Origin of the sequence: Streptomyces javensis (assembly GCF_039525925.1) — a bacterium.
Classification (GTDB): domain Bacteria; phylum Actinomycetota; class Actinomycetes; order Streptomycetales; family Streptomycetaceae; genus Streptomyces; species Streptomyces asiaticus.
In genome coordinates this window covers 1-26,004 of record NZ_BAAAIF010000029.1, presented here as the reverse complement: position 1 = coordinate 26,004, position 26,004 = coordinate 1, and the positions used below count along the sequence as shown (strand labels likewise).

The 26,004-nt window shown below is 72.6% G+C and carries 21 protein-coding genes and 1 riboswitch; of the genes, 7 read left to right on the top strand and 14 right to left on the bottom strand.

Annotation, left to right across the window (positions count from 1 at the left end; genetic code table 11):
• Nucleotides 1-15: 15 nt before the first annotated feature.
• Entirely contained in the window at nt 16-1,263 is a 1,248-nt protein-coding gene (locus ABD329_RS24725; protein WP_198278989.1) for a sensor histidine kinase, read from the bottom strand.
• 6 nt (nt 1,264-1,269) lie between these two features.
• Nucleotides 1,270-1,923, bottom strand: a complete 654-nt coding sequence (locus tag ABD329_RS24720; protein WP_014055413.1) for a response regulator transcription factor — start codon at nt 1,921-1,923, stop codon at nt 1,270-1,272.
• Nucleotides 1,924-2,282: 359 nt separating this feature from the next.
• Here ABD329_RS24720 and ABD329_RS24715 point away from each other — a divergent pair, with 359 nt between their 5' ends.
• Complete coding sequence (locus ABD329_RS24715) at nt 2,283-2,456, top strand: hypothetical protein (protein WP_020867951.1); 174 nt, start codon at nt 2,283-2,285, stop codon at nt 2,454-2,456.
• 189 nt (nt 2,457-2,645) lie between these two features.
• Here the strand turns inward: ABD329_RS24715 and ABD329_RS24710 are convergent, their stop codons facing one another.
• Nucleotides 2,646-3,446, bottom strand: a complete 801-nt coding sequence (locus ABD329_RS24710) for an inositol monophosphatase family protein (RefSeq protein WP_198278988.1) — start codon at nt 3,444-3,446, stop codon at nt 2,646-2,648.
• 64 nt (nt 3,447-3,510) lie between these two features.
• On the bottom strand, nt 3,511-4,662 hold the full coding sequence (locus tag ABD329_RS24705) for a ferrochelatase (protein WP_198278987.1): 1,152 nt from the start codon (nt 4,660-4,662) through the stop codon (nt 3,511-3,513).
• A 119-nt stretch (nt 4,663-4,781) separates the two neighbouring features.
• On the opposite strand from ABD329_RS24705, the gene ABD329_RS24700 reads away from it, so the two are divergent.
• Both ABD329_RS24700 and ABD329_RS24695 read left to right on the top strand, forming a co-directional pair.
• Nucleotides 4,782-6,038 carry an MFS transporter gene (locus ABD329_RS24700; protein WP_198278986.1) on the top strand — a complete coding sequence of 419 codons (1,257 nt, stop codon included), beginning with the start codon at nt 4,782-4,784 and terminating at the stop codon, nt 6,036-6,038.
• Complete coding sequence (locus ABD329_RS24695) at nt 5,992-7,317, top strand: D-arabinono-1,4-lactone oxidase (protein ID WP_198278985.1); 1,326 nt, start codon at nt 5,992-5,994, stop codon at nt 7,315-7,317. The genes ABD329_RS24700 and ABD329_RS24695 overlap by 47 nt, the downstream gene beginning before the upstream one ends.
• A 45-nt stretch (nt 7,318-7,362) precedes the next feature.
• On the opposite strand, the gene ABD329_RS24690 is transcribed toward ABD329_RS24695, so the two are convergent.
• Complete coding sequence (locus ABD329_RS24690; protein WP_344316907.1) at nt 7,363-8,286, bottom strand: hypothetical protein; 924 nt, start codon at nt 8,284-8,286, stop codon at nt 7,363-7,365.
• A gap of 356 nt (nt 8,287-8,642) precedes the next feature.
• Here ABD329_RS24690 and sepH point away from each other — a divergent pair, with 356 nt between their 5' ends.
• Nucleotides 8,643-9,743 carry a septation protein SepH gene (gene sepH, locus ABD329_RS24685; protein ID WP_198281359.1) on the top strand — a complete coding sequence of 367 codons (1,101 nt, stop codon included), beginning with the start codon at nt 8,643-8,645 and terminating at the stop codon, nt 9,741-9,743.
• Nucleotides 9,744-9,805: 62 nt separating this feature from the next.
• On the opposite strand, the gene ABD329_RS24680 is transcribed toward sepH, so the two are convergent.
• A complete protein-coding gene (locus ABD329_RS24680; RefSeq protein ID WP_198281358.1) occupies nt 9,806-10,642 on the bottom strand; it encodes a sulfurtransferase in 837 nt (278 codons plus the stop codon).
• Between the two features lie 287 nt (nt 10,643-10,929).
• Here ABD329_RS24680 and ABD329_RS24675 point away from each other — a divergent pair, with 287 nt between their 5' ends.
• Nucleotides 10,930-11,703 carry a VOC family protein gene (locus ABD329_RS24675; RefSeq protein WP_198281357.1) on the top strand — a complete coding sequence of 258 codons (774 nt, stop codon included), beginning with the start codon at nt 10,930-10,932 and terminating at the stop codon, nt 11,701-11,703.
• Nucleotides 11,704-11,775: 72 nt separating this feature from the next.
• On the opposite strand, the gene ABD329_RS24670 is transcribed toward ABD329_RS24675, so the two are convergent.
• The 4 genes from ABD329_RS24670 to ABD329_RS24655 all read right to left on the bottom strand — a co-directional run bounded on the left by ABD329_RS24670 (nt 11,776) and on the right by ABD329_RS24655 (nt 17,374).
• Nucleotides 11,776-12,420 carry a thymidine kinase gene (locus ABD329_RS24670; RefSeq protein ID WP_198281356.1) on the bottom strand — a complete coding sequence of 215 codons (645 nt, stop codon included), beginning with the start codon at nt 12,418-12,420 and terminating at the stop codon, nt 11,776-11,778.
• Between the two features lie 103 nt (nt 12,421-12,523).
• Complete coding sequence (locus ABD329_RS24665; RefSeq protein ID WP_198282253.1) at nt 12,524-13,765, bottom strand: alkaline phosphatase family protein; 1,242 nt, start codon at nt 13,763-13,765, stop codon at nt 12,524-12,526.
• Nucleotides 13,765-14,361 carry a DUF5998 family protein gene (locus tag ABD329_RS24660; RefSeq protein WP_138917161.1) on the bottom strand — a complete coding sequence of 199 codons (597 nt, stop codon included), beginning with the start codon at nt 14,359-14,361 and terminating at the stop codon, nt 13,765-13,767. The genes ABD329_RS24665 and ABD329_RS24660 overlap by 1 nt, the downstream gene beginning before the upstream one ends.
• Before the next feature lie 127 nt (nt 14,362-14,488).
• Nucleotides 14,489-17,374 (bottom strand): bifunctional acetate--CoA ligase family protein/GNAT family N-acetyltransferase, encoded by a 2,886-nt coding sequence (locus ABD329_RS24655; RefSeq protein WP_344316905.1) that lies wholly within the window; start codon nt 17,372-17,374, stop codon nt 14,489-14,491.
• A 189-nt stretch (nt 17,375-17,563) separates the two neighbouring features.
• On the opposite strand from ABD329_RS24655, the gene ABD329_RS24650 reads away from it, so the two are divergent.
• The gene (locus tag ABD329_RS24650) at nt 17,564-17,845 is read left to right on the top strand and encodes an HPr family phosphocarrier protein (RefSeq protein ID WP_137979878.1); all 282 of its coding nucleotides are present in this window, start codon (nt 17,564-17,566) and stop codon (nt 17,843-17,845) included.
• Between the two features lie 156 nt (nt 17,846-18,001).
• Here the strand turns inward: ABD329_RS24650 and ABD329_RS24645 are convergent, their stop codons facing one another.
• From ABD329_RS24645 to ABD329_RS24630, 4 genes are all read right to left on the bottom strand, one after another.
• Nucleotides 18,002-18,757, bottom strand: coding sequence for a GntR family transcriptional regulator (locus ABD329_RS24645; protein ID WP_198279113.1), 756 nt, complete (start codon nt 18,755-18,757; stop codon nt 18,002-18,004).
• Between the two features lie 245 nt (nt 18,758-19,002).
• A complete protein-coding gene (locus ABD329_RS24640) occupies nt 19,003-19,803 on the bottom strand; it encodes a M23 family metallopeptidase (protein WP_198279114.1) in 801 nt (266 codons plus the stop codon).
• A gap of 13 nt (nt 19,804-19,816) precedes the next feature.
• Nucleotides 19,817-19,982, bottom strand: a riboswitch (cyclic di-AMP (ydaO/yuaA leader).
• Between the two features lie 284 nt (nt 19,983-20,266).
• A complete protein-coding gene (locus tag ABD329_RS24635; protein ID WP_198279117.1) occupies nt 20,267-21,649 on the bottom strand; it encodes a M16 family metallopeptidase in 1,383 nt (460 codons plus the stop codon).
• A 20-nt stretch (nt 21,650-21,669) separates the two neighbouring features.
• The gene (locus ABD329_RS24630) at nt 21,670-23,040 is read right to left on the bottom strand and encodes a M16 family metallopeptidase (protein WP_198279115.1); all 1,371 of its coding nucleotides are present in this window, start codon (nt 23,038-23,040) and stop codon (nt 21,670-21,672) included.
• A 315-nt stretch (nt 23,041-23,355) separates the two neighbouring features.
• Here ABD329_RS24630 and ABD329_RS24625 point away from each other — a divergent pair, with 315 nt between their 5' ends.
• Complete coding sequence (locus ABD329_RS24625) at nt 23,356-25,809, top strand: DNA gyrase/topoisomerase IV subunit A (protein ID WP_198279116.1); 2,454 nt, start codon at nt 23,356-23,358, stop codon at nt 25,807-25,809.
• Nucleotides 25,810-26,004 lie beyond the last annotated feature (195 nt).

Here is a 26,004-nt window from a genome sequence, read left to right as displayed (position 1 = left end):
GCTCGCTCTTCGGCATCACACCGGCAGCACCACCCGCATCACCAGGCCGCCTCCCTCGCGCGGCTCCGCCGCGATGCGGCCGCCGTGGGCGCGCGCCACCGAGCGCGCGATCGACAGCCCGAGGCCGACGCCCTTGTCGCTGCCGGTGCGCTCCGTACGGAGCCTGCGGAAGGGCTCGAAGATGTTGTCCATCTCGTAGGCGGGGACCACCGGACCGGTGTTCGCGACCACCAGCACGGCCTGGCCCTGGCGGCTCTCGGTGGTGACCTCCACCCAGCCGTCCCGGGCCACGTTGTACCGCACCGCGTTCTGGACCAGGTTCAGCGCGATCCGCTCCAGCAGCACCCCGTTGCCCTGGACCACCGCGGGGGCGCGCTGCCCGCGCAGCTCCACGCCCTTGTCCTCCGCCTCCGCCCGCACCTGCTCCAGCGCCTGGGAGGCCACCTCGGCGAGGTCCACCGGCTTGCGGTCGACGATCTCGTTGTCGCTGCGGGCCAGCAGCAGCAGGCCCTCCACCAGCTGCTCGCTGCGCTCGTTGGTGGCCAGCAGGGTCTTGCCCAGCTGGGTCAGCTCCGGGGACGCCTGCGGGTCCGAGAGCTGCACCTCGAGCAGGGTGCGGTTGATCGCCAGCGGGGTGCGCAGCTCGTGCGAGGCGTTGGCGACGAACCGCTGCTGGGCGGTGAACGCCCGGTCCAGGCGCTCCAGCATCTCGTCGAAGGTGTCGGCGAGCTCCTTGAGCTCGTCGTCCGGGCCGTCCAGCTCGATCCGGCGGGACAGGTCCGAGCCCGCCACCTGGCGAGCGGTCCGGGTGATCCGGCCGAGCGGCGAGAGCACCCGCCCGGCCATCGCGTAGCCGAAGGCGAAGGCGATCACGGACAGGCCCAGGAGGGCTATCAGGGAGCGGCGCAGCAGCCCGTCGAGGGCCAGCTGGCGCTGCTCCTTCATGCATGTGTTCAGGACCGCGTTGAACTGGTCGGGGCTGCTCTGGCCGATGATCTCGGGGCAGGTGTTGTTGGTCGGCTGGACACTGCCGCCGACCAGCTTGAACGGCAGCTCGTTACCGACGTGCAGGGCCTGCGCGGCCAGCAGGTAGATGATCGTCAGCAGCACCACCCCGGCGATCAGGAACATCCCGCCGTACAGCAGGGTGAGCCGTATCCGGATCGTGGGGCGCAGCCAGGGGTTGGTGCGCGAGCCGGCCTGCGGATCCCAGCTGGGCTTGGGCGGCACCGTCGGCGGCAGCGGGGTCGGAGTCGTCGCCATGCCCGATCAGATCCGGTAACCCGAGCCGGGGACGGTGACGATCACGGCGGGCTCGCCCAGCTTGCGGCGCAGGGTCATCACGGTCACCCGCACCACGTTGGTGAACGGGTCGGTGTTCTCGTCCCAGGCCTTCTCCAGCAGCTGCTCCGCGGAGACCACGGCGCCCTCGCTGCGCATGAGCACCTCAAGCACCGCGAACTCCTTCGGCGCCAGCTGGATCTCCTTGCCGTCCCGGAACACCTCGCGGCGGTTGGGGTCCAGCTTGATCCCGGCGCGCTCCAGGACGGGCGGCAGGGCGACGGTCGTCCGGCGGCCGAGCGCCCGGACGCGCGCGATCAGTTCGCTGAAGGCGAAGGGCTTGGGCAGATAGTCGTCCGCGCCGATCTCCAGGCCTTCCACGCGGTCGCTGACGTCGCCGGAGGCGGTGAGCATCAGCACACGGGTGGGGATGCCGAGTTCGACGATCTTGCGGCAGACGTCGTCGCCGTGCACGAGGGGCAGGTCCCGGTCGAGGACGACGACGTCATAGTCGTTGACGGCGATCCGCTCCAGGGCGGCGGCTCCGTCATACACGACGTCGACGGCCATGGCCTCCCGGCGTAGTCCGGTGGCCACCGCATCGGCGAGCAGCTGCTCGTCCTCGACGACGAGTACGCGCACGTCGTTGGTCCTTCCTTGATTGCCGCAGTGGGCGGGGTGATCTCGCCAAACTCGATGAGTGTTCGGCGCCTCCATCCTGCCTCGAAGTCTCATAAACCGGCGGTAAGAGGGTCGCCGCGGGATCCCGAGTGCGGATCATGGCCGCGGCGGAGGGGGCCGCGGCGGTCGGAACCCCGAATTCAGATTCTTTCGGGTCCGGAGGTTTCCCCCGAAGACGGGGTGGGGAGGACGACTGCACACCCGCGATCACGCCCTGTCCCCGGCATATCTGGCTGGCATTGCCGTCGGCAGGGGCACGCCGTGATCAACCCGCCGTCGGCACACCCCCGTGCCACCGACCCACGACGAGGGGGCGCAACATGGACGCGTTCACCGCAGGCATTCTGCAGCGCATAGAGAACACCAAGTCCGATCTCATTCGCGCCCGTGAGACGGGCGACGACTTTCTTGTGGACGTGGAGCAGTCGGAGCTGGAAGACCTCCGTCGCCTCGCCGCCGAGCACGGCGTCGAAGTAAGCGCCTCGTTTGCTTGATCCCTTGTGGATTCCGGACCCGATCCAGATCCGGATTCCATGTGACCGTGTGACCGATTCCCATTCACCGCCGGATGGTGATCCAGAAAACATCCGGTAACCACGCCGAAGCGCCCCGGTGTCCTTGTGACTCCGGGGCGCTTCCGTATGTGTGGAGGGGCCGTGTGAGTGGAGGGGCCGGGGACGGAATCAGTCGTGCCAGGCGCCCAGGTCGTCCAGAAGCCCCCGCAGCGGCTCGAAGAGGCCGGGGGCGGCGGCGATGGTCAGCTCGGTGGAGGCCGGGACGCCCGGCCGCCCTCCGGTCAGCGCGCCCGCCTCGCGCGCTATGAGCGCGCCCGCCGCGAAGTCCCAGGGGTTGAGCCCGCGCTCGTAGTAGCCGTTGAGCCGGCCGCAGGCCACATCGCACAGATCGATGGCGGCCGATCCGCCACGCCGGATGTCCCGCACCCGCGGCAGCACCCCGCCCAGCACCCTGGCCTGCCCGATGCGGCGCTCGCGCACATACCCGAAACCCGTGCCGATCAGCGACTCCTCGAGCGGGGCCGCCGGGCGGCAGTGCACCCGCTCCCCGTTCCGCCAGGCGCCCTGGCCCAGGACCGCGTGGAAGGTCTCGCCGCGCACCGGGGCGATCACCACCCCGACGACCGCCTCGCCGTCCTTCTCGGCGGCGATGCTGACCGCCCAGGACGGCAGGCCGTAGAGGTAGTTCACGGTGCCGTCGAGCGGGTCGATCACCCAGCGCACCCCGCTGCTGCCCTCGCTGCTGGAGCCCTCCTCCCCCAGCACCCCGTCCTGCGGGCGGCGGCGCGCGAGGAGGTCGGTGATCAGCTTCTCGGCGGCGATGTCCATCTCGGTGACGACGTCGATCGGGCTGGTCTTGGTGGCCGCCACCCCGAGGTCGGCCGGGCGGCCGTCGCGCAGCAGGTCCCCCGCGCCGCGGGCGGCCTCCAGCGCCGTCTCGAGGAGTTCGGTCATGAGCGGGTCGGTCATCGTGCTCCTTTGCGGATTGCCCGGAGGGGCGAGCGGCGGTGGCGGGCCGGGACGGCGGGCGCGGTCAGTCGGTGCCCGCGGCGGCGGGGCGCGGCGACCTGGCCGGGCAGCAGCCCGCCGGGCAGACGTCATGGCTCGGGCCGAGGGCGCCCAGGGCGCAGCGCTCCGGGGCGGCCGCCGCCCGGCCCTCGGCGAAGCGCTCGGTGGCCGCACGCTCCAGCACCAGCTCGCGTACGCACGCGGCGAACCGCGGGTCGGCGCCGACCGTCGAGGCGCGGGAGACCGGCAGCCCCAGCTCGGCGGCCTTGGCCGTGGCCTCGGTGTCGAGGTCGTACTTGACCTCCATGTGGTCCGAGACGAAGCCGATCGGGACCATGACGACGGCCGGCGCGCCTTGGCCGTGCAGCTCCTCGAGGTGATCGCAGATGTCCGGCTCCAGCCAGGGGATGTGCGGGGCGCCGCTGCGCGACTGGTAGACCAGCCGCCAGGGGCGCTCGACGCCGGTCTCCGCGCGCACCGCGTCCGCGATCAGCCGGGCGACATCGAGGTGCTGCGCGACGTACGCGCCGCCCTCACCGTCCTCGGTGTGCGCCTCCACCGGGCCCGAGGTGTCGGCGGCGGCGGTCGGGATGGAGTGGGTGGTGAAGGCGAGGTGGGCCCCGGCCCGCCGGTCCTCGGGCAGCTCCGCGAGGGCGGCCAGCGTGGTGTCCACCATGGGCCGCACGAAGCCGGGGTGGTTGAAGTAGTGCCGCAGCTTGTCCACGCGCGGCAGCGGCAGGCCCTCGCCCTCCAGGACGGCCAGGGCGTCCGCGAGGTTCTCGCGGTACTGCCGGCAGCCCGAGTACGAGGCGTAGGCGCTGGTGGCCAGCACCAGGATCCGGCGGTGGCCGTCGGCGGCCATCTCCCGCAGGGTGTCGGTCAGATACGGCGCCCAGTTGCGATTGCCCCAGTAGACCGGCAGGTCCAGGCCGTGCTCGGTGAAGTCCTTGCGCAGCGCGTGCAGCAGCTCGCGGTTCTGCGCGTTGATCGGGCTGACCCCGCCGAAAAGGAAGTAGTGCCGGCCGACCTCCTTCAGCCGCTCGCGGGGGATGCCCCGCCCGCGCGTGACGTTCTCCAGGAACGGCACGACGTCATCGGGGCCCTCCGGGCCGCCGAAGGAGAGCAACAGCAGTGCGTCATAGGGGTCGGGGGCAGGCTGTACTGACTGATCCGGCATGCTCCCGATCCTGCCACCCGCCGCTGACGGGCGGGAAACGGCCCTGCGCGAAGCGGGCGCCGGGCCGTAATCTGTATCAGCGCTCGACGATCCTTACCCTGCTCACGGCGGAGTCTGCCTTGCCCAGTCCCAGCCCCTACCGCGCGATCTTCGCCGCCCCCGGCGCCAAGGAGTTCTCCGCGGCCGGCTTCCTCGGGCGGATGCCGCTGTCCATGGCGGGCATCGGCGTGGTCACCATGGTCTCCGAACTCACCGGCCGGTACGGGCTCGCGGGCGCCCTGTCGGCCACGCTGGCGCTCTCCGCCGCCGTCATCGGCCCGCAGATATCCCGGCTGGTCGACCGGCACGGCCAGCGCCGGGTGCTGCGCCCGGCGACCCTCATGGCGCTCACCGCCGTCCTTGGGCTGCTGCTGAGCGCGCACCGGGGCTGGCCCGACTGGACGCTGTTCGTCTTTGCCGCCGCGTCCGGCTGTGTGCCCAGCGTGGGCTCCATGGTGCGGGCCCGCTGGGCGGCGATCTACGAGGACTCCCCGCGCGAGCTGCACGCCGCGTACGCGTGGGAGTCCATCGTCGACGAGATCTGCTTCATCGTCGGGCCGGTCATCTCGATCGGGCTGTCCACCTCCTGGTTCCCGGAGGCGGGCCCGCTGCTGGCCGCCTGCTTCCTGGCGGCCGGGGTCTTCTCGCTGACCGCCCAGCGGGCCACCGAGCCCGTACCGCATCCGCGCGGGCACCACGCCGGCGGCTCGGCGCTGCGCTCGCGCGGGCTCCAGGTGCTGGTGGCCACCTTCATGGCCACCGGCGCGATCTTCGGGGCGATCGACGTGGTGACGGTGGCCTTCGCCGAGGACGAGGGCCACAAGGGCGCCGCCAGTCTGGTCCTGGCGGTGTACGCGGCGGGCTCCTGCCTCGCGGGCGCGGTCTTCGGGGTGCTGCGGCTGAGCGGTCCGGTGTCCCGTCGTTGGTTGTGGGGTATTTGTGCGATCGCCGTGAGTATGATCCCGCTCCAACTGGTCGGGAACCTGCCGTTCCTGGCCGTGGCGCTCTTCGTCGCGGGCCTGGCCATCGCACCCACGATGGTCACCACCATGGCCCTTGTCGAACGGCACGTACCACGCGCGCATCTGACCGAGGGGATGACCTGGGTGAGCACCGGGCTCGCGGTCGGGGTGGCGCTCGGCTCGTCGGCCGCCGGATGGGTGGTGGACGCGGCCGGCGCCCGGGCGGGGTACGCGGTGCCGGCCGTGGCCGGGGCGCTCGCGGCCGCGGTGGCGTTCCTCGGGTACCGCCGGCTCCGGCCGGCGCCACAGCGGGAGGGGTCGGGTGCGGATGGCCGTCAGGACCGTGAAGACCGTACGGAGCAGCGTGTGGCGTAACTGGGCGGGAAACGTGATGGCCCGCCCGACGCGGATCGTCGCCCCGTCGTCCACGCAGGAGCTGGCCGAGATGGTGCGCCGGGCGACGGCGGAGGGGCTGAAGGTGAAGGCGGTGGGCACCGGGCACTCCTTCACCACCGCGGCCGCCACCGACGGGCTGCTGATACGCCCGGACCGGATGGCGGGGGTGCGCGCGCTGGACCGCGAGGCGGGGACCGTGACCGTCGCGGCCGGCACCACGCTCCGGCAGCTCAACGAGACGCTGTCGGCCCATGGTCTTTCGCTGGTCAATATGGGCGACATCATGGAGCAGACGGTGGCCGGGGCGACCTCCACGGGCACCCATGGCACCGGCCGGGACAGCGCCTCGATCGCCGCCCAGATCAAGGGTCTGGAGCTGGTGACGGCGGACGGTTCGGTGCTGCGCTGCTCGGCGGAGGAGAACCCGGAGATCTTCGCGGCGGCCCGGATCGGGCTCGGCGCGCTCGGCGTGGTCAGCGAGATCACCTTCGGGGTGGAACCGGAGTTCCTGCTCTCGGCGCGCGAGGAGCCCATGCCCTTCGACCGCGTGATGGCCGATTTCGAACAGCTCGTGGCCGAGAACGAGCACTTCGAGTTCTACTGGTTCCCGCACACCGGCAACTGCAACACCAAGCGGAACAACCGCAGCACCGGCCCCGCAGCACCGGTGGGCCGGGTCAGCGGCTGGGTGGACGACGAACTGCTGTCCAACGGCATCTTCCAGGTGGCCTGTTCGGTGGGCCGGGCGGTCCCCGCCACCATCCCCGGAATCGCCAAAATCTCCAGCCGTGCCCTGTCCGCCCGGACCTACACGGACATCCCTTACAAAGTCTTCACCTCTCCGCGCCGGGTGCGGTTCCTGGAGATGGAGTACGCCGTGCCGCGCGAGGCCGCGGTCACCGTGCTGCGCGAGCTCAAGGCGACCGTCGAGCGGTCCGGACTGCGGGTCAGCTTCCCGGTGGAGGTGCGCACCGCGCCCGCCGACGACATCCCGCTATCCACCGCCTCCGGGCGCGAGACCGCGTACATCGCCGTCCATCTGTACCGGGGCACTCCGCACCGGGCGTACTTCACGGCGGCCGAGCAGATCATGATCGCGCACGGCGGCCGTCCGCACTGGGGCAAGCTGCACAGCCGCGACGCCGCCTATCTGGCCGGGGTCTATCCCCGGTTCGGCGAGTTCGCGGCGGTGCGCGACCGGCTGGACCCGGACCGGCTGTTCACCAACGACTATCTGCGGCGGGTGCTCGGCGACTGACGCGTCACGGCGCGTCGGGCGACTGACGTCAGCGGCCCCTCCGGGTCACGGCGCGCCGGTGGCGCCGGGGGTGGGCGCGGCATCGCCGGAAGCGTCCGTCCCGCCCTCCGTGGCACCGCCGGACGGGGTCCGGGAGGGGCCCGGGGTGGCGGGCGCGGAGGTGCCGGGCGCGGTCGCGCCGCCGCTGCCGCCGTCCTGGCCGGAGCCGTCGCCGGAACCATTGCCGGAACCCTTGCCGGATCCGGACGATCCGGACGCGTCGGGCGTCGGCGTGGTCGAGGCGTCGGCCGCGCCCCCGCGGGAGGTGCCCGGGGACGGCGCCTCGTCGCCGCCCCCGGAGGAGCCGGGGCTCCGCGACGGGGCGGACGGGTCCCGGCGCGAGGGGCCGGGGGTGGACTTCGACCCCGAGGAGCCGCTCACGCTGTCGCTGACGGTGGTTCCGGTCCGGTTCTCCCCCCAGACGTTGGACACCGGGCCGCCGGAGAACATCTCGATCCCCGTGATCACGCTCATGGCGGCGATGAAGACGGCGGCCGCCCCGACGGCGTGGCGCCGCCTGACCCGCGGCCGGGCGCCGTGCGTGGTCGGCTCGCCGTACTCACCGGGGGCCGGGGTCCGCTCGGGCTCGACCTGCTCGACCTGCTCGACCGGCTCGACGGGTCCGGCCGCCTCGGCCGGCTCGGCTGACGCGACCGCACCGCCGTACCGCCGGCGCCCGGTCGGCCGCGTCTGGACCCGCACCTCCTTGATCTGCTCACCGGTGCGCCGGAACAGGTGCTGGAAGAGGGTGCCGCCCGCGGTCGCCACCACGCTCACCACACCGGCGCCCAGGATCGTCCCGTAGACGCCCAGTTTGGACGCGAGTACCGCGGCGGCGACGGCCGCCAGCGCGCTGCCGGCCACATGGGCCACGCTCAGCTCGATCCGTCCGCTCTTGTGTTGTCCGTCGCTGTCGGCCTTGCCGTGCATCTCCCGCCTCGCTTGGACATTCGTTCCAGCCTCCAGGGAGAAGTGACCGATAAACGAAGCAGATCGTTCCGATTCTGTCGTTTCTGTGAAACTTGCCACCCAAATTGGGTCTCACATCGAAGGATTCAGGCTGCCATCCCCCTCCCGGCCATGAACTCGGCTGGCGTGCCGCTCTACCTGAGCGGCCCGAATGGAGTACTGTGGCGAGCCTTGGCCCCGCTTTCCCGTCCGGCCGCCCGGACCCAACGGGAGGGGTCAGAGGGCGGCAATCAACCGGCCCGGGCAACTCGGCAAAGTTGTGGCAGGCTGCACCCGGGCAGGCCACACTCGTCTAGCGGGAGAGCAGCGACGCAACCGTGACGTCGGCAGGCACCACCCGGGAGGTCCCCATGCCCGAACTGCGTGTCGTGGCCGTCAGCAACGACGGCACACGGCTGGTGCTCAAGGCTGCGGACAGCACGGAGTACACACTTCCCATCGACGAGCGACTGCGCGCCGCGGTGCGCAACGACCGCGCTCGGCTCGGCCAGATCGAGATCGAGGTCGAGAGCCATCTGCGACCCCGTGACATCCAGGCCCGTATACGTGCCGGCGCCACCGCCGAAGAGGTCGCGCAGATGGCGGGCATCCCCGTCGACCGCGTGCGGCGCTTCGAGGGCCCGGTGCTCGCGGAGCGCGCCTTCATGGCCGAGCGCGCCCGTAAGACTCCCGTGCGCCGTCCCGGCGAGAACACCGGACCGCAGCTCGGCGAGGCCGTCGCGGAGCGGCTGTTGCTGCGCGGCGCCGAGAAGGACACCACGCAGTGGGACTCCTGGCGGCGCGACGACGGCACCTGGGAGGTGCTGCTGGTCTACCGGGTCGCCGGTGAGCCGCACTCGGCGAGCTGGACCTACGACCCGCCCCGGCGGCTGGTCCAGGCGGTGGACGACGAGGCGCGTGCGCTGATCGGCGAGGCCGACGACACGCCCGAGCCGAGCTTCCCGTTCGTGCCGCGGATCGCCCGGCTGCCGCGTGACCGGGACCGCGATCGCGACAGGGACCGGGATCGGACGTCGCCCGAGCGCCTCGGCGACGACGACGCCCCGGCACCCGCGTCCGCGTCCGTCTCGCTGGACGACGGTCTCGGGGAGCGGGACTCGCTCACCAGCCTGCTGGAGGCCGTGCCCAACTTCCGGGGCGACATGGTCGTGCCCGAGGCGCCGGTCGCGTCGGCGGCCCCGCCGCCGGAGGAGCCCGCCGAGGAGCCGGAGGCCGTCGAGCCGCCCGCCTCCGCGGCGAGCGCGGGTTCGGCGTACGCGGATGTCCTGATGCCGCGCTCGGTGGCGGGCCACCGCGACCGGCTGACCGGTACGACGGACCGCCAGGCGGAGGCGGACGGCGTCCGCCCGGGCCGCCGGGCCGCGGTGCCGAGTTGGGACGAGATCGTCTTCGGCACCCGCCGCAAGAAGCAGGAGTAGCGGCCGCCGCCACACCGACGGGCCCTGCCACCGCACGCCGGTGGCGGGGCCCGTCGGTGTGGTCAGCCCCGCTCGGGGCCGGTGGCCACCGGACGGGCGCCGTCCGAGGACCATTCGCTCCAGGAGCCGACGTACAGGGCCGCCGGAACGCCCGCGACCGCCAGCGCCAGCACCTGGTGCGCGGCCGAGACGCCGGAGCCGCAGTACACCCCGACCTCGGCGTCCCCGGTGGCGCCCAGGGCCGCGAACCGCTCGGCCAGCCGCTCGGCGGGCAGGAAGTGGCCGTCCTCCGTGACGTTCTCCGCCGTGGGGGCGGAGACGGCGCCCGGGATATGGCCGCCGACGGGGTCGATGGGCTCGACCTCCCCCCGGTAGCGCTCGGCCGCGCGGGCGTCCAGCAGCACCCCGCGCCGGGCGAGCGCCGCCGCGTCGTCCGCCTCCAGCAGCGGCAGGGCCCCGGGCCGCGGGACGAAATCGCCCTCGGGCGCCTCCGGCGCCTCGGTGGTCAGCGAGCCGCCGACCGCCGTCCAGGCGGGCAGGCCCCCGTCGAGCACCCGGACGGACGGATGGCCCGCCCAGCGCAGCAGCCACCACGCGCGCGCCGCGGCCCACCCCTGTCCGCCGTCGTACACCACCACGCGCCGGTCCTGGCTCACCCCGGCTCGGCGCATCGCGGCCGCGAACGCGGAAAGATCGGGCAGGGGGTGACGGCCGGACTTTCCGGGCGGGCCCGCGAGCTCGGTGTCGAGGTCGACGTAGACGGCACCGGGCAGATGCCCCGCCTCGTAAGCGGGGCGGCCGGGAGGCCCGCCGAGCTGCCAGCGCACATCGAGCAGGAGCGGAGGATGATCCTCCGCCAGCTCGCTCATGAGATCGGATGCGGTGATGATGGCATGCATAGGGATCATCCTTGCGTAGGTATCTCTGCGTCGATTGGACCACCCGGTCACCCGGTGTACGTCCGGGTGACACCAGAGCGCAATGAAGCAGAAACGGATGTGCGGTAGTAATTCGGGCATTCTGCTTCGAGGCACGGTGAATTGCCGCTCCGCCGGGGCGCTATGTGCGACAGGTGGTGCAAACATCTGTCGGACCCCCCGCATCAGCACCTCCGCACGACCGCCCCGCGCCGCCGACCGGCCCGGGGCCGTACGTCCACCACGATGGTCCGAGGAGAGAATGACGTATGACCGAGGCAGCGACTCGGCGCACACCGGGCACGCCCTGCTGGACGAGTCTGATGGTGCACAGCCTTGCCGCGACACAGGACTTCTACCACTCCCTGTTCGGCTGGGAGTTCACCCCGGGCCCCCAGCAGCTCGGCGCGTATGTCCGCGCGGTCCAGGGCGGCCGGCCGGTCGCCGGGTTGAGCGAGCTGCCTCCGGAACGCCATCTGCCCGTGGCCTGGATGACCTATCTGGCCTCCGACGACGCCGATGAGACCGCCGAGATGATCCGCGCGTGCGGCGGCACCGTGGCGGTGGGCCCGCTGGACGCCGACGAGGCCGGCCGGATGCTGATCGCCGCCGACCCCGAGGGGGCGGTGTTCGGGGTGTGGCAGGAGTGCACGTACGCGGCGGCGGAGCCCGGGGCGCCGGGCACTCCGGTCTGGCACGAGTTGCTGACCCGTGACGGCGCCGGGGTGCTGAAGTTCTACAAGATGGTCTTCGGCTACCAGGCGGAGGCGGCCGCCCCGGAGGAGCCGGGCTGCCGCACCCTGCGGCTGGACGACCGGCCGGTCTGCGCGATCCAGAGCGTGGGCGAGGCCCTGCCGCGCGACCGGGGCCCGTACTGGATGACCCACTTCGCGGTGGACGATGTGGACGAGACGGTGCGCCGGGTGACCGCGCTGGGCGGTCAGGTGGTGCGGCCGCCGTCGCGGGGAGCGAGCGGCCACCGGGCCACGGTGCGGGACCCGGAGGGGGCGGCCTTCACGGTCGTACGGCGCACCGGGGGATGAGCCGGGCACCGGCCGGGGGGCCATGAGTCGAGCATCGGCCGGGGGCCGGGGCCGGTCCACCGGAGGGCCCCGTCAGTCGACGGGCAGCACCTCGGGTGAGAGGGCGGCGGCGCGCGCCCGGGCGGCCGTCATCCGGCGCCGGTGGTGGCGGCGGCACAGCACCTCGTAACCGACCTCGCTCCCCGGCCGGTTGACGTCACCCACGACCACCTGGGCGCCCTCGACGACCATCTGGCCGCCGACGGTACGGGCGTTGTGCGTCGCCCGGGCGCCGCACCAGCACAACGCCTCCACCTGAAGCACCTCCACCCGGTCGGCGAGCTCCACCAGGCGCTGGGAGCCGGGGAAGAGCTTGCTGCGGAAGTCGGTGGTGATGCCGAAGGCGAAGACGTCCACCTCCAGGTCGTCCACCACCCGGGCGAGTTGGTCGATCTGCGGCGGCGTCAGGAACTGCGCCTCGTCCGCGATGACGTAGTCGACCCGGCCCCCGGCGGTCAGCGCCTGGACCACATGGGTGTAGAAGTCGAGGTCGTCGGCGACCTCGATGGCCTCGGTGGCCAGCCCGAGCCGCGAGGAGAGCTTGCCCTCGCCCTCCCGGTCGTCCCGGGTGTAGATCATCCCCTGGAGCCCGCGCGCCGAGCGGTTGTGCTGGATCTGGAGAGCGAGGGTGCTCTTTCCGCAGTCCATCGTTCCGGAGAAGAACACCAGCTCGGGCATGAGGAGGCGGGGCCTTTCGTAGGGCGGGGGTGACCGGGGTGGGGGTGAGCGGGGTGGGGGTGAGCGGGGCAGGTGTGAACGGGACGGGTGTGAACGGGGTCGCTCAGGAGCGTACTTCGAGGAGCGGCACCAGCTGCTCCACGGGGGTCATCGAACCGTGCAGCCCGACCATGGCGGACTCCTTCGGCTCGGTGTGCGAGGCGACGATCGCGACATCGTCGCGCGCGGCGGCCACGATATCGCCGATCCGCCGGTACACCCGGTCGTCGACGCCCTTACCGCCGCCATCGGCACCGCCGGGCCCGCCGAACCACCCCGCCTCGATGGCCTCGTCACGGCCGGCCACCCACATCCGCTCCCCCAGCACCTCGCGCCAGACGGCCAGCACATCGCCCGCGGCGCCCGGGACGGCGTACACATGGCGGGCGCGGCCCTCGCCGCCGAGCAGCGAGACGCCCGCGCGCAACTCCCAGTCCTCGTCGAAGTCGATGCGCGACTCCGGGTCGAACGGGATGTCGATCATGCCGTGGTCGGCGGTGACATAGAGCGCCGAGCGCGGCGGGAGGCTCTCGGCGAGCCGCTGGGCGAGCCCGTCGACATAGCGGAGCTGATCGCGCCACTCGGGTGAGTCCACGCCGAAGCGGTGCCCCTTGCCGTCCACCTCGCTGTAGTACGTGTAGACGAGCGAGCGACCCGCGGCGGCGAGCTGCTCGGCCGCGAGGTCCATCCGCTCCTCGCCGGTGAGCCGCCCGTGGAAGGTGCCGCCGCTGAGCGCGACCTTGGTGAGCGGGGTCTCGGCGAAGGTGGGCGCGGAGACCTGGCAGGTGTGCACCCCCGCCGCGTCGGCGAGCTGGAAGACGGTCGGATACGGCTGCCAGGCGTGCGGCTCCGTCCAGGGCTGCCAGCGCAGCTGGTTCATCAGCTGGCCGGTGTCCGGGTCGAGCACCGTGTAGCCGGGCAGGCCGTGGGCTCCGGGAGGCAGTCCGGTGCCGACCGAGGCGAGCGAGGTCGCGGTGGTGGACGGGAAGCCCGCGGTGAGCGGCTCCCCCGAACCGTTCAGCGAACTGGGCAGCAGCGAGGCCAGAAAGGGCGCCTCGTCGGCGTGGGCGCGCAGCAGCTCCCAGCCGAGGCCGTCCACCAGGAAGACGCAGACGCGGTCGGCGGGGGTCAGCACCAGATCGGAGGAGAGCCCCGGGACCTCCTGGCCCGCGGCCACGGCGGGCAGCAGATCGGCGAGCGAGCCGGTGCCGTACCGCGGCCGGGGCGCGGAACGCGGGTCGAGCGGCGTGGGCTCGGGCCAGAGGGAGGCGGTGGAGGGCAGCGGGCCGGTGGCGGAGCCGGACATCAGCGGCCGGCGTCCGGGGTGGCCGCGGTGGCCTCGGAGAGCGCCTGGGCGAAGGCGAGGGTCTGACGGACGGTGTCGGGGCCGTCCCCGGCCTCGCTGACGCGCAGGCTGAGGTCGTCGGCGGTGGACGAGCCGGTGTAGCCGTGGTCGGCCTCGCAGTTGGGGTCGCCGCAGGCGGCGGGCTCCAGGTCCAGGCGGCTGACGGCGCCCCAGCCGATGGTCAGCACGACCTCGCGGGGCAGCGTGCCCGGGGTGTACGACTCGGGGTTGGCGACGACGCGGCTGAGCACGACCGAGGAGATCCGCTGGAGCTTCACCGACTCGGTGGAGGTGGTGGCGTACGGCGACGGGGAGGTGCCGTCCGCGGCCTGCTCGTCGGTGTGGCTGACGATGAAGCGATTGTCCGTGAGGACGAGGACCGTCACATGGCGGCGGACCTCGTTGGCGTCGAAGGTGGTCTCCTGGTGGACCAGGTACGACACGATGGGCTCGCCGCCCACGGCGGCCTCCACCGCCTCGGCCACGAGTGCCGGGTAATAGCCGCTGCGCTCGATCGCCGCGCGCAGCCCCTGGGTCGTCGTACCGGTCTTCGCCATGTGCACCATCCTACGGGGCGACGCCGACACGGGCGCCCGTGCCCGTCAAGGCTCCGACGACTCCCGCCGAGGTTCGGACGACCGCACGCCAGGGTTCGGACGGCTCGGCAGGCGACTCGGCCGGCGCTCAGTAGGCGGGCATGTGGCGGGGGCCGAGGTCGGTGCGCGGGGGCGGCGGGGCCAGCCGCGCCGAGGCGCCCAGCACGGACAGGCCGTGCTGGGCGACGACGACGGGCTCGAGGTCGACGGCGACCATCTCGGGGTGGTCGTCCACCAGGCGGGACACCCTCAGCAGCAGCTCCTCGAGGGCCACGGTGTCCACCGGCTTGGAGCCGCGCCAGCCGAACAGCAGCGGCGCGGTCCGGATGGACCGGATCAGCTCGGCGGCGTCCCGGCCGGTGACGGGGACGAGGCCGTGGGCGGTGTCGCCGAGCAGTTCGGACGGGGCACCGGCGAGCCCGAAGGAGAGCACGGCCCCGGCGGCGGGGTCGATGGCGGCCCGTACGACGGTGTCCACGCCGCGCGGCGCCATCCGCTGCACGACCAGCCCCAGCTCCTCGGCGCGGCCCAGGTAGTCGGTCAACTCGGCGTAGGCCCGGCGCAGTTCCGTCTCGCTGCCCAGCTCCAGCCGCACCCCGCCCAGGTCGGCCCGGTGGCGCAGATGGGACGCGGTGGGCTTGAGCGCGACCGGGAAGCCGAGCCGCTCGGCGGCCCTTACGGCGGCGTCGGGGTCGGGCGCGGGGAGTGCGGGCAGCACGCTGACGCCGTAGCGGGCCAGCAGGCGCTGGGTGTCGGCGGCGGACAGTTCGACGCCGGGGCCCGTGCCGTCGAAGGCCCCGCCGCTCGTGGCCTCGCCGGTTCCGACGGCCACGTCATGGCCGGTTCCGACGCCCGGACCGCCGGCGGTCCCGGCTCCCGCGGCGTCGCCGCCCGCGCCTTCGGCCGGGGCCAGCAACACCTGGATGTCGGCCGCCGCGCCCGCCTCGTCGATGTCGTCGTACTCCGGGACCCGCCCGGGCTCGGCGGCCTCCTCCCGCCAGCGCGCGTACCGTACGGCCTCGGCGAGCGCGCGCACGGCCCGCTCGGCGGCGGGGTAGGCGGGGATCCTGCGGGTGCCCGGGGCTGGCTCGGCGCCGGTCCCGGCCAGGGCCTGCGCGAGTTCCTGGATCTCGAGATGGACCACCGCCACCGGCTTGGCCGGACCGGGCCCGGGAGTCTGCGCCGCCTCCCTTACGGCCGCCGCGAGGGCCTGAGCACTGCCGTCGCCGACCCACGGGATGGCGGTGACGATCACGGCGTCACAGGTGTCGTCGGCGAGTGCCTCGGTGAGGGCGTGCCGGAAGTCGTCCGGGGTGGCGTCCGTGGTCAGGTCGCGGGGCGGCAGCGGGCGGAGTTCCTCGGTGAGGCAGGCGTCGTAGGTGATCAGGCCGAGTGACTCGGAGTTGCCGAGGATGGCGACGCGCGGACCGGCGGGCAGCGGCTGGGAGGCGAGCAGCACCCCGGTGTCGGCGAGTTCGGTCACGGTGTCCACCCGGATGACGCCCGCCTGCCGCAGCAGATCGGAGACGGTGGCGTCCGGGAGCCGGGTGGTGGGCACGGCGTGGCCGGTGGGGGCGCTGCCGGTGTGGCGGGCGCCCTTGACGACGACCACCGGTTTGACGGCCGCGGTGCGCCTGGCGAGCCGGGTGAACTTGCGGGGGTTGCCGATCGACTCCAGGTACATCAGGACGACGTCGGTCAGCGGATCGTCGTACCAGTACTGGAGCAGGTCGTTGCCCGAGACGTCGGCGCGGTTCCCGGCGGACACGAAGGTCGATATCCCCGCGATCCCGGCGAGGCTGGCCAGCCCGGCACCGCGCCGGTTCAGCCCGGACAGCAGCGCGATGCCGATCGCCCCGGACTGGGTGAACAGACCCAGCCGGCCGGGGTTGGGCAGCTGTGGGGACAGGGAGGCGTTCAGCCGGAAGCCGTCGGCGGTGTTGATGACGCCGAAGGCGTTGGGGCCGATGACGCGCATGCCGTAGGACCGGGCCTGGCGGACGAGGTCCCGCTGCCGGTCGCGGCCCTCGCCCCCGCTCTCGGCGTATCCGGCGGAGAGCACGACGAGCCCCTGGACGCCGTGGTCGCCGCATTCGGCCACGACGGCGGGCACCCGCTCGGCGGGGACGGCGACGACGGCCAGGTCCACTGGCTCCTCTATGGCGCGCAGCGAGCGGTGGGCCGGGACGCCTTCGGGCTCCAGACGCGTCATGTCGTCGGGGAAGGCGTGGTTGACGGCGTGGACGCGTCCGGTGAAGCCGCCGTCCAGGAGGTTGCGCAGCACGGTGCGGCCGACGCCGCCGGGCGTGCGGCTGGTGCCGATGACGGCCACGGAGCCGGGCGCGAGCAGCCGCTGGACGGACCGGGCCTCGGCGCGCTGTTCGCGGGCGCGCATGACGGCCAGGGAGCGGTCGGTGGGTTCGAGGTCGAACTCCAGGCGGACGACCCCGTCCTCGAAGCTGCGCTTCTGGGTGTAGCCCGCGTCCGTGAAGACCTTGATCATCTTGTTGTTGGCGGGCAGTACCTCTGCGGCGAACCGCCGGATGCCCCGCTCGCGCGCCACGGCGGCGATGTGTTCGAGGAGCGCGGAGGCCACCCCGCGGCCCTGGTGGGCGTCCTGGACGAGGAAGGCGACCTCGGCCTCGTCGGCGGGGGCCGCGGCGGGCATCCCCCGGCCGTCGATGCGGTCGTACCGAACCGTGGCGATGAACTCATCCCCCACGATGGCCGCCAGGCCCACCCGGTCGACGTAGTCGTGGTGGGTGAAGCGGTGGACATCGCGGTCGGAGAGGCGGGGGTAGGGCGCGAAGAAGCGGTAGTACTTCGACTCGTCCGAGACCCGCTCGTAGAAGCTGACCAGCCGCTGTGCGTCCTCGGTGGTGATGGGACGGATCTGTGCCGTACCGCCGTCCCGGAGCACCACATCGGCTTCCCAGTGGGTCGGGTAGGCGTGATGGTCCGACGGGCTCCGCATGGGAGCCAGGGTACGGGCCCGCCCGGTCCGGATGGTGGACACCCTTGCGTCGGGGCCAAGTGTCGGGGGAAGGTCCGTATCGGGCCAGTCCGGGCATGGCCGGGCTCACTCGGACATCGTTCGGGTGAATCCGGACACCGTATGATTTTGGTCTAGACAACAGCACCGTCACACCTGAAGGGCAACACCATGGCTGAGCGCCGCGTCACCATCGGCTGGGCCGAGGGCCTGCACGCCCGCCCTGCGTCGATCTTCGTCCGGGCGGCCACCGCCTCCGGCGTCCCCATCACGATCGCCAAGGGCGACGGCACCCCGGTCAACGCCGCCTCCATGCTGGCCGTGCTCGGCCTGGGCGCCCAGGGCGGCGAGGAGGTCGTCCTCGCTTCCGACGCGGACGACGCCGAGGTCGCGCTCGACCGTCTGGCGAAGCTGGTGGCGGAGGGGCTCGAGGAGCTTCCCGAGACCGTCTGACCCCGGGCGGGCCCCTTCCTGGAATTCCCGGGCGATTCCCGGGCGATTTCAGGGATTCGGCACGGCGGGGCCGCGGTGACCGTAATGGTCACCGCGGCCCCGCCGTTTTCATGTTTCCGCGCACAGAATTCCCAAGAGTTGTATACGGGAGCTCTGTTAATTCCGACCGCTCGCCGTGTTGACGGAATGTTTCGAAGTCCTCACCGGAATCGGGCGGCGCAGCCGGAATTCCGACAGCGCGCGTTCGGTGTGCACGGTGGCGAGCGCCCGCGCGCGGTCGGCGTCGCCGCGCGCCACCGCGTCCACCAGCGCGCCGTGCTCCGCCCAGGACTCCATGGCCCGCGCGGCCGGGTCGGGGCGCACGGCGCCCTCGAGCGGCGTGGGCCGCGGCCCGGGAGCGGCCGCGTACACCCACGCGGTCTTGCGGCGCAGCTGGACGAGCAGCGCGGCCAGGCTCGGGCTGCCGGACGCCTGGGCCAGCGTCTCGTGGAACCAGTCGCCCAGCGGCCGCAGCTCGCCGAGCCGGCCGCCCTGGGCCCGCTCCCGGCCGAGCCGGACCAGCCCGCGCAGCACCTTCAGGTGGGCCTCGGTGCGGCGCTGTGCGGCCCGCTCCGCGCCCAGCGGCTCCAGCAGCGCGCGGATGTCCAGCAGATCGGCCGCCTCGCGCTCGGAGGGCTGGGCCACGCAGGCCCCCGCGTGCCGCCGGGTCGTCACGAAGCCCTCGGACTCCAGGGTGCGCAGGGCCTCGCGGACCGGCACCCGGGAGACGCCGTAGCGCCGGGCGAGCAGTTCCTCGGTGAGGCGGCTGCCGGGCTGATACGCACCGGAGACGATGTCGTCGCGAATCGCCGCGCAGACCGCGTGTGCCGAAATCCGGCGACCGCCCTGGACCGCGTTCGTATCCCCGCTCACTTACGGTCCCGCATTGTCGAACCTCCGCCTTAACGCCCGCGAAACGCGGCCATGGAATGCGCGTTGGACGACTCTATTCCACGCGGCCGCCATTTCCGATGGCGGGAAGCATTTCATGGATATTTTTTGGTCAGGCGGGTGGTGGCACGCCGAAGGCCCCGTCCGGCGGACGGGGCCTTCTCGGAAGTCTCGCGGGCTCCCGGGACCCCGGGACCGCGCGGCGTTCGCGTCGGACGCGCGACGGGTCAGACGTTGACGCCGTGGTTGCGCAGGTACGACAGCGGGTCCATGTCCGAACCGTAGTCCGGGCTGGTGCGGGCCTCGAAGTGCAGATGCGGTCCGGTGACGTTGCCGGTGGCGCCCGACAGGCCGATCTGCTGGCCGGGGGTGACCTTCTGGCCGACCGAGACGCTGATCGACGACAGGTGGCCGTACTGGGTGTACGTGCCGTCGTTCATCTTGATGACGACATTGTTGCCGTAGGAGCCGCCCCAGCCCGCCTCGACGATCTCGCCCATGCCCACGGAGTGCACCGTGGTGCCGGTGGAGGCGTGGAAGTCGATACCGGTGTGGCTGCCGGAGGACCACAGCCCGCTGGACGCCTGGTAGCCGGTGGAGACGTAGGAGCCGCTGATCGGCGACACGAAGGTGTTGAGGCGCTTGCGCTCGGCCTCGCGCGCCGCGCGCTCCTTGGCCTCCCGCTCGGCCTTGGCCTTCTTCGCCGCGGCCTCCGCCTTTCTGGCGGCCTCCTGGCGGGCGATCGCCTCTGCCTTGGCCTTGGCCTTGGCGGCGGCCTGCTCGGCGGCGGTCTCCTGGGACTGCGCCTGGGCCTCGATGTGGTCCGCGATCCCATCGCCGATCACGATCGCCTGGGTCAGACCGGTCTGCTGGGGGTTGGGGCCCCCGTCGGCCGCGAACGCCTGTCCGGTGATCCCGGCGACCACACCCGAGGCGACGGTCGTGATGCCCACGACGTTCGCGCCCGTGCGGATGTTGACCTTGGTGGTGCGGCGATGCTTCCCGGTGGCAGTGCGGGTGGACGCCATACTGAGGCGCACTCCTTTCCTTCCCTCTCGCCTACCGGGTTAGCTGACGGGTTCGGAGCAGGAAGGTCTCCTACGGACTCCTCCCCCGGCCGGGGAAGGCGCCCGATTCACCCCTGGGGACGTGTTGGGTCCCCGGCTCCCCTGGCTCGCGCCGTACGGGGACTCGGCGATGACTGTCCGGTGCCGCGGGTGCGGCGGGTCGCTGGCGAACAGCCGGACTGACGCTAAACGGGCCCGCTTTCGATCACCAAACGGTTCCGGTTTTTTGTTGCTCTCCCCACAAACCAAACAAGCAGTCAATCCCATAAACCGGGCATGTCGGATGGACTCCGGCGCCCTTACGGGGCCGGGGTCCATCCGCTGCCGACTCATGGACCGGGCGTCCACCGGACCGCCTGCCGGACCGTCAGCGAGTCGGCCGGACCGGCGATTCAGCGCACGGATCCGGCCAACTCTCCACGGCTCAGTTGGAGATGACCCGCACCTCGCCGATGCCCAGCGCCCGGACCGGCTCCTCGATCGCCGAGGCGTCCCCGACCAACACCGTGACCAGCCGGTCCGCCGGGAAGGCGCTCACCACCGCGGCGGTGGCCTCCACCGTGCCGGTCTCCGCCAGACGGGCGTACAACTGCGCCTGGAAGTCGTCCGGAAGATGCTGCTCGACCTGATCCGCGAGGGTGTTCGCGACGGATGCCGCCGTCTCGTACTTCAGCGGGGCGACGCCCACCAGGTTCTGGACCGCGACATCGCGCTCGTCGTCGGTCAGCCCCTCCTCCTTCAGCGTGCGCAGCACCTTCCAGAGGTCGTCCAGCGCGGGGCCGGTGACCTCGGTGGCCACCGAGCCGCTGATCGCCAGCATCGAGGCGCCCGCGGAGCCACCCGTGGGCGACGGGGGCCCGGAGCGGAGCACCTGGCCGAAGGCGCGCACCCCGTAGGTGTAACCCTTCTCCTCGCGCAGCACGCGGTCGAGGCGGGAGGTGAGGGTGCCGCCCAGGCAGTACGTGCCGAGCACCTGCGCGGGCCAGACCCGGTCATGGCGGTCGGCGCCCACGCGGCCGATGAGCAGCTGGGTCTGCACCGCGCCCGGCCGGTCGACGATCACCACCCGGCCGGTGTCGTCCGCGACGATCGGCGGAGCCGTGCGCGGCGCGCCCGCCCCGCCCGTCCAGGCGCCGAGGGTGTCCGCGAGCGCCCGGTCCAGGTCGACGCCGCCGAGGTCGCCCACGATGACGGCGGTGGCGGTGGAGGGGCGGAGATGCGCCTCGTAGAAGGCCCGCACGGCCGCGGCGTCGATGCCCTCGATGGTCTCCTGGGTGCCCTGGCGCGGCCGGGACATCCGCGACTCGGCCGGGAAGAGCTCAGCGGAGAGGGCCATCGAGGCGCGGCGGGCCGGGTTGGCCAGCTCATGGGGGATCTCGTCCAGCCGGTTGCGCACCAACCGCTCGATCTCGCCGTCCGGGAAGGCGGGGGCGCGCAGCGCGTCGGCCACCAGACCGAGCGCCTTGGGCAGCCGGGAGACCGGGACCTCCAGGGAGACGCGGACACCGGCGTGGTCGGCGTGGGCGTCCAGCGTGGCGCCGCAGCGCTCGAGCTCGGCGGCGAACTCCTCGGCGTCGTGCTTGTCGGTGCCCTCCGACAGGGCACGCGCCATGATCGTGGCGACGCCTTCGAGCCCGGTCGGCTCGGCGTCCAGCGGCGCCTCCAGGTTGATCTCGACGGCGACGACCTGCTGGCCGGGGCGGTGGCAGCGCAGCACGGTGAGGCCGTTGGGCAGCGCACCGCGCTCGGGGGCGGGGAACGCCCACGGCCTGGGGGCGCCGCCCTTGGGCTGCGGGTGGAAGGTCATGGTCGCGGTGACGGCGTCGCTCACTGGGCCGCCTCCCCTTCTGCGTCGGTCTCGGCGGCTTCGGCGGTGTCGGCTGCGTCCTCGGCGCCCTGGACGGGCTCGTAGACCAGCACGGCGCGGTTGTCGGGGCGCAGCCGCGCCGCGGCCACGGTCCGCACCTCCTCGGGGCTGATGTCGAGCACCCGCTCCACGGCGGTCAGCGCCAGCTGCGGGTCGCCGAAGAGCACCGCGTAACGGCAGAGCTCGTCGGCCCGGCCGCCGACCGTGGCCAGCCGGTCCAGCCACTCGCGCTCGATCTGCGCCTGGGCGCGCTCCATCTCCTGCGGGGTCGGCCCCTCCTCGGCGAAGCGGGCCAGCTCCTCGTCGACGGCGGCCTCGATGGCGGGCACCTCGACACCGCCGGAGGTCTTCACGTCCAGCCAGCCCAGCGAGGGGGCACCGGACAGCCGCAGCAGGCCGAACCCGGCGGCCACGGCGGTGCGGTCGCGGCGCACCAGGCGGTTGTGGAGCCGGGAGGACTCGCCGCCGCCGAGGACGGTCAGCGCCAGGTCGGCGGCGTCGGCCTCACGGGTGCCGTCGTGCGGCAGCCGGTAGGCGGCCATCAGGGCGCGGGCCGGGACCTCCTCCTCCACGACCTCGCGCAGCTGACCGCCGATCACCTCCGGGAGCGTGCCGTCCCGGGGCGGCCGCTTGCCCTCGTGGGAGGGGATGGAGCCGAAGTACTTCTCGACCCAGGCGAGCGTCTGCTCGGGGTCGATGTCGCCGACGATCGACAGCACCGCGTTGTTGGGGGCGTAGTAGGTGCGGAAGAACTCCCGCGCGTCCTCCAGGGAGGCCGCGTCCAGGTCGGCCATGGAGCCGATCGGGGTGTGGTGGTAGGGGTGGCCCTCGGGGTACGCCATGGCGACGAGCTTCTCGAAGGCGGTGCCGTACGGGACGTTGTCGTACCGCTGGCGGCGCTCGTTCTTGACGACGTCGCGCTGGTTCTCCAGGCTCTCCTCGTCCAGCGCGGTCAGGAGGGACCCCATCCGGTCGGCCTCCAGCCACAGGGCGAGCTCGACCTGGTGGGCGGGCATGGTCTCGAAGTAGTTGGTGCGCTCGAAGCTGGTCGTGCCGTTGAGCGAGCCGCCGGCCCCCTGCACCAGCTCGAAGTGGCCGTTGCCGGTGACCTGCGCCGAGCCCTGGAACATCAGGTGCTCGAAGAGGTGCGCCAGGCCGGTGCGCCCCTTGACCTCATGGCGCGAGCCGACGTCGTACCACAGACAGACCGCGGCGACCGGGGTCAGATGGTCCTCGGAGAGCACCACGCGCAGGCCATTGGCCAGGCGGTGCTCAGTCGCTTTCAAGCCGCCGGAGCCGGCCTGCTGCGTGGCCGTGTGACCCATGGGCATGTACGTCCCTTCGATCGCGTGATGGAGCGCGTGCCAGCCGCTTGCGCAGCGCTTCTGTCACTGTATGCAAGGGGACGGACATCTGGCGAAGTTCCGGTCCACTCCCGTCCCGCCGAGCTGTCCCGAACCGTTTCCGCGAGCCCTCCGGCGCCGGATCCTGGCCCCTCCGAGGGGGCTCCGAGCGGTGCCGCCGGACGCGGTTCCGGGCCCCGCTCCGGCCGCGAGCGCCCCGGGCCGTTCCACACTTGTCGGTGGACGGGGCCACAATGGTCCGCGTCAGATCCCGCATCGGCAGTTGAAGGAGCCCCAAGCGCGATGGCCCGCCGCCGCACGAAGACCCCGCCGCCGGACGACTTCGAGGAGCGCATCCTCGACATCGACGTCGTCGACGAGATGCAGGGCTCCTACCTCGAGTACGCCTACTCGGTCATCTACTCGCGCGCGCTGCCCGACGCCCGGGACGGGCTCAAGCCCGTGCACCGCCGCATCCTCTACCAGATGAACGACATGGGCCTGCGCCCCGAGCGCTCCTATGTGAAGTGCGCCCGCGTCGTCGGCGAGGTGATGGGAAAGCTCCACCCGCACGGCGACGCGTCGATCTACGACGCGCTGGTGCGCATGGCGCAGCCGTTCTCCATGCGCCTGCCGATGGTCGACGGCCACGGGAACTTCGGCTCGCTGGGCAACGACGACCCGCCGGCCGCGATGCGGTACACCGAGTGCCGGATGGCGTCGGCGACCTCGCTGATGACCGAGTCGATCGACGAGGACACGGTCGGCTTCTCCCCGAACTACGACGGCAGCGAGCAGGAGCCGGTCACCCTCCCCGCGGCCTATCCGAACCTGCTGGTCAACGGCACGTCCGGGATCGCGGTCGGCATGGCCACCAATATGCCGCCGCACAACCTGGGCGAGGTCATCGCCGCCGCCCGCCATCTGATCAGGCACCCGGGCGCGGACCTCGACACGCTGATGCGGCATGTGCCGGGGCCCGACCTGCCCACCGGCGGCCGGATCGTGGGCATGAGCGGCATCCGGGACGCGTACGAGACGGGCCGCGGCACCTTCAAGATCCGCGCCACGGTGGCCGTGGAGGACGTGACGGCCCGCCGTAAGGGCCTCGTCGTCACGGAGCTGCCCTTCGCCGTGGGGCCCGAGAAGGTCATCTCCAAGATCAAGGACCTGGTCGGCTCGAAGAAGCTCCAGGGCATCGCGGACGTCAAGGACCTCACCGACCGTGAGCACGGGCTGCGGCTGGTCATCGAGATCAAGAACGGCTTCAACCCCGAGGCCGTGCTGGAGCAGCTCTACAAGCTCACGCCGATGGAGGAGTCCTTCGGCATCAACAACGTGGCGCTGGTGGACGGCCAGCCGCTCACGCTGGGCCTCAAGGAGCTGCTTGAGGTCTACCTCGACCACCGCTTCGACGTGGTCCGGCGGCGCAGCGAGTTCCGGCGCACCAAGCGGCGGAACCGGCTGCACCTGGTCGAGGGTCTGCTGGTGGCCCTGCTCGACATCGACGAGGTCATCCGCCTCATCCGCCAGAGCGAGAACGCGGCGGAGGCCAAGCGGTCCCTCATCGAGCGCTTCGGCCTCTCCGACATCCAGACGCAGTACATCCTGGACACCCCGCTGCGCCGGCTGACCAAGTTCGACCGGCTGGAGCTGGAGTCGGAGCGCGACCGGCTCAACGCCGAGATCGAGGAGCTGACCCGGATCCTCGACTCCGACGCCGAGCTGCGCAAGCTGGTCTCCTCCGAACTGGCCGCGGTGGCCAAGAAGTTCGGCACCCCGCGCCGTACGGTGCTGCTGGAGTCGTCGAACGCGCCGGTGACCGCGGTGCCGCTGGAGGTCGCGGACGACCCCTGCCGGGTGCTGCTGTCCTCCACCGGGCTGCTGGCCCGCACCGCCGACGGCGAGCCGTTCCCGGTCGAGGGGAAGGCCAAGCGCGCCAAGCACGATGTGATCGTCTCGGCGGTCCCGGCCACGGCCCGTGGCTCCGTGGGCGCTGTGACCTCCACCGGGCGGCTGCTGCGGCTCTCGGTGATCGACCTCCCGATGCTCCCGGAGTCGGCCGCACCCCCGAACCTGTCGGGCGGGGCGCCCATCGCCGAGTTCCTCTCACTGGAGGACGACGAGGAGCTGATCTGCCTCACCACCCTGGACGAGTCCTCACCGGGGCTCGCGATCGGCACGGAGCAGGGCGTCGTCAAGCGCGTGGTCCCCGACTACCCGGCCAACAAGGACGAGTTGGAGGTCATCGGCCTCAAGGAGGGCGACCGGATCGTGGGCGCGGTGGAGCTGTCCACCGGCGAGGAGGACCTGGTCTTCATCACCGACGACGCCCAGCTGCTGCGCTACGCGGCGAGCCAGGTGCGGCCGCAGGGCCGCGCCGCGGGCGGTATGGCGGGCGTCAAGCTCGGCTCCGGCGCCAAGGTGATCTCGTTCACGGCCGTCGACCCGGCGAGCGACGCGGTGGTCTTCACGGTCGCGGGCGCGAGCGGCACGCTCGACGACTCGGTGCAGCAGTCGGCCAAGCTCACCCCCTTCGACCAGTACCCGCGCAAGGGCCGGGCCACGGGCGGGGTGCGCTGCCAGCGGTTCCTGAAGGGCGAGGACTGCCTGGTCATGGCCTGGGCGGGCACGATCCCGGCCCGCGCGGCGGGGCCGAACGGCACCCCGGCGGCCCTGCCGGAGATCGACCCGCGCCGGGACGGCTCCGGCGAACCGCTCGCCAAGCCGGTGACGGTGGTGGCCGGGCCGGTGTAGCCCGGCCGGGCGGGTCCGGCGGGACGGGCGGGCCTGACGGGACGAGCCGGGTCCGGCCCGGACGAGCGGGACGAGCGCGCAGGGGCGCGGCACCACGACTTGGGTTCTAGGAGTCGTTGCAACACCCCAGTTCAGGGGATGCGATGGACTTCGAGATTCGTAAGGACCGGACGAGGCCTCAGGGTAGGAAGAAGC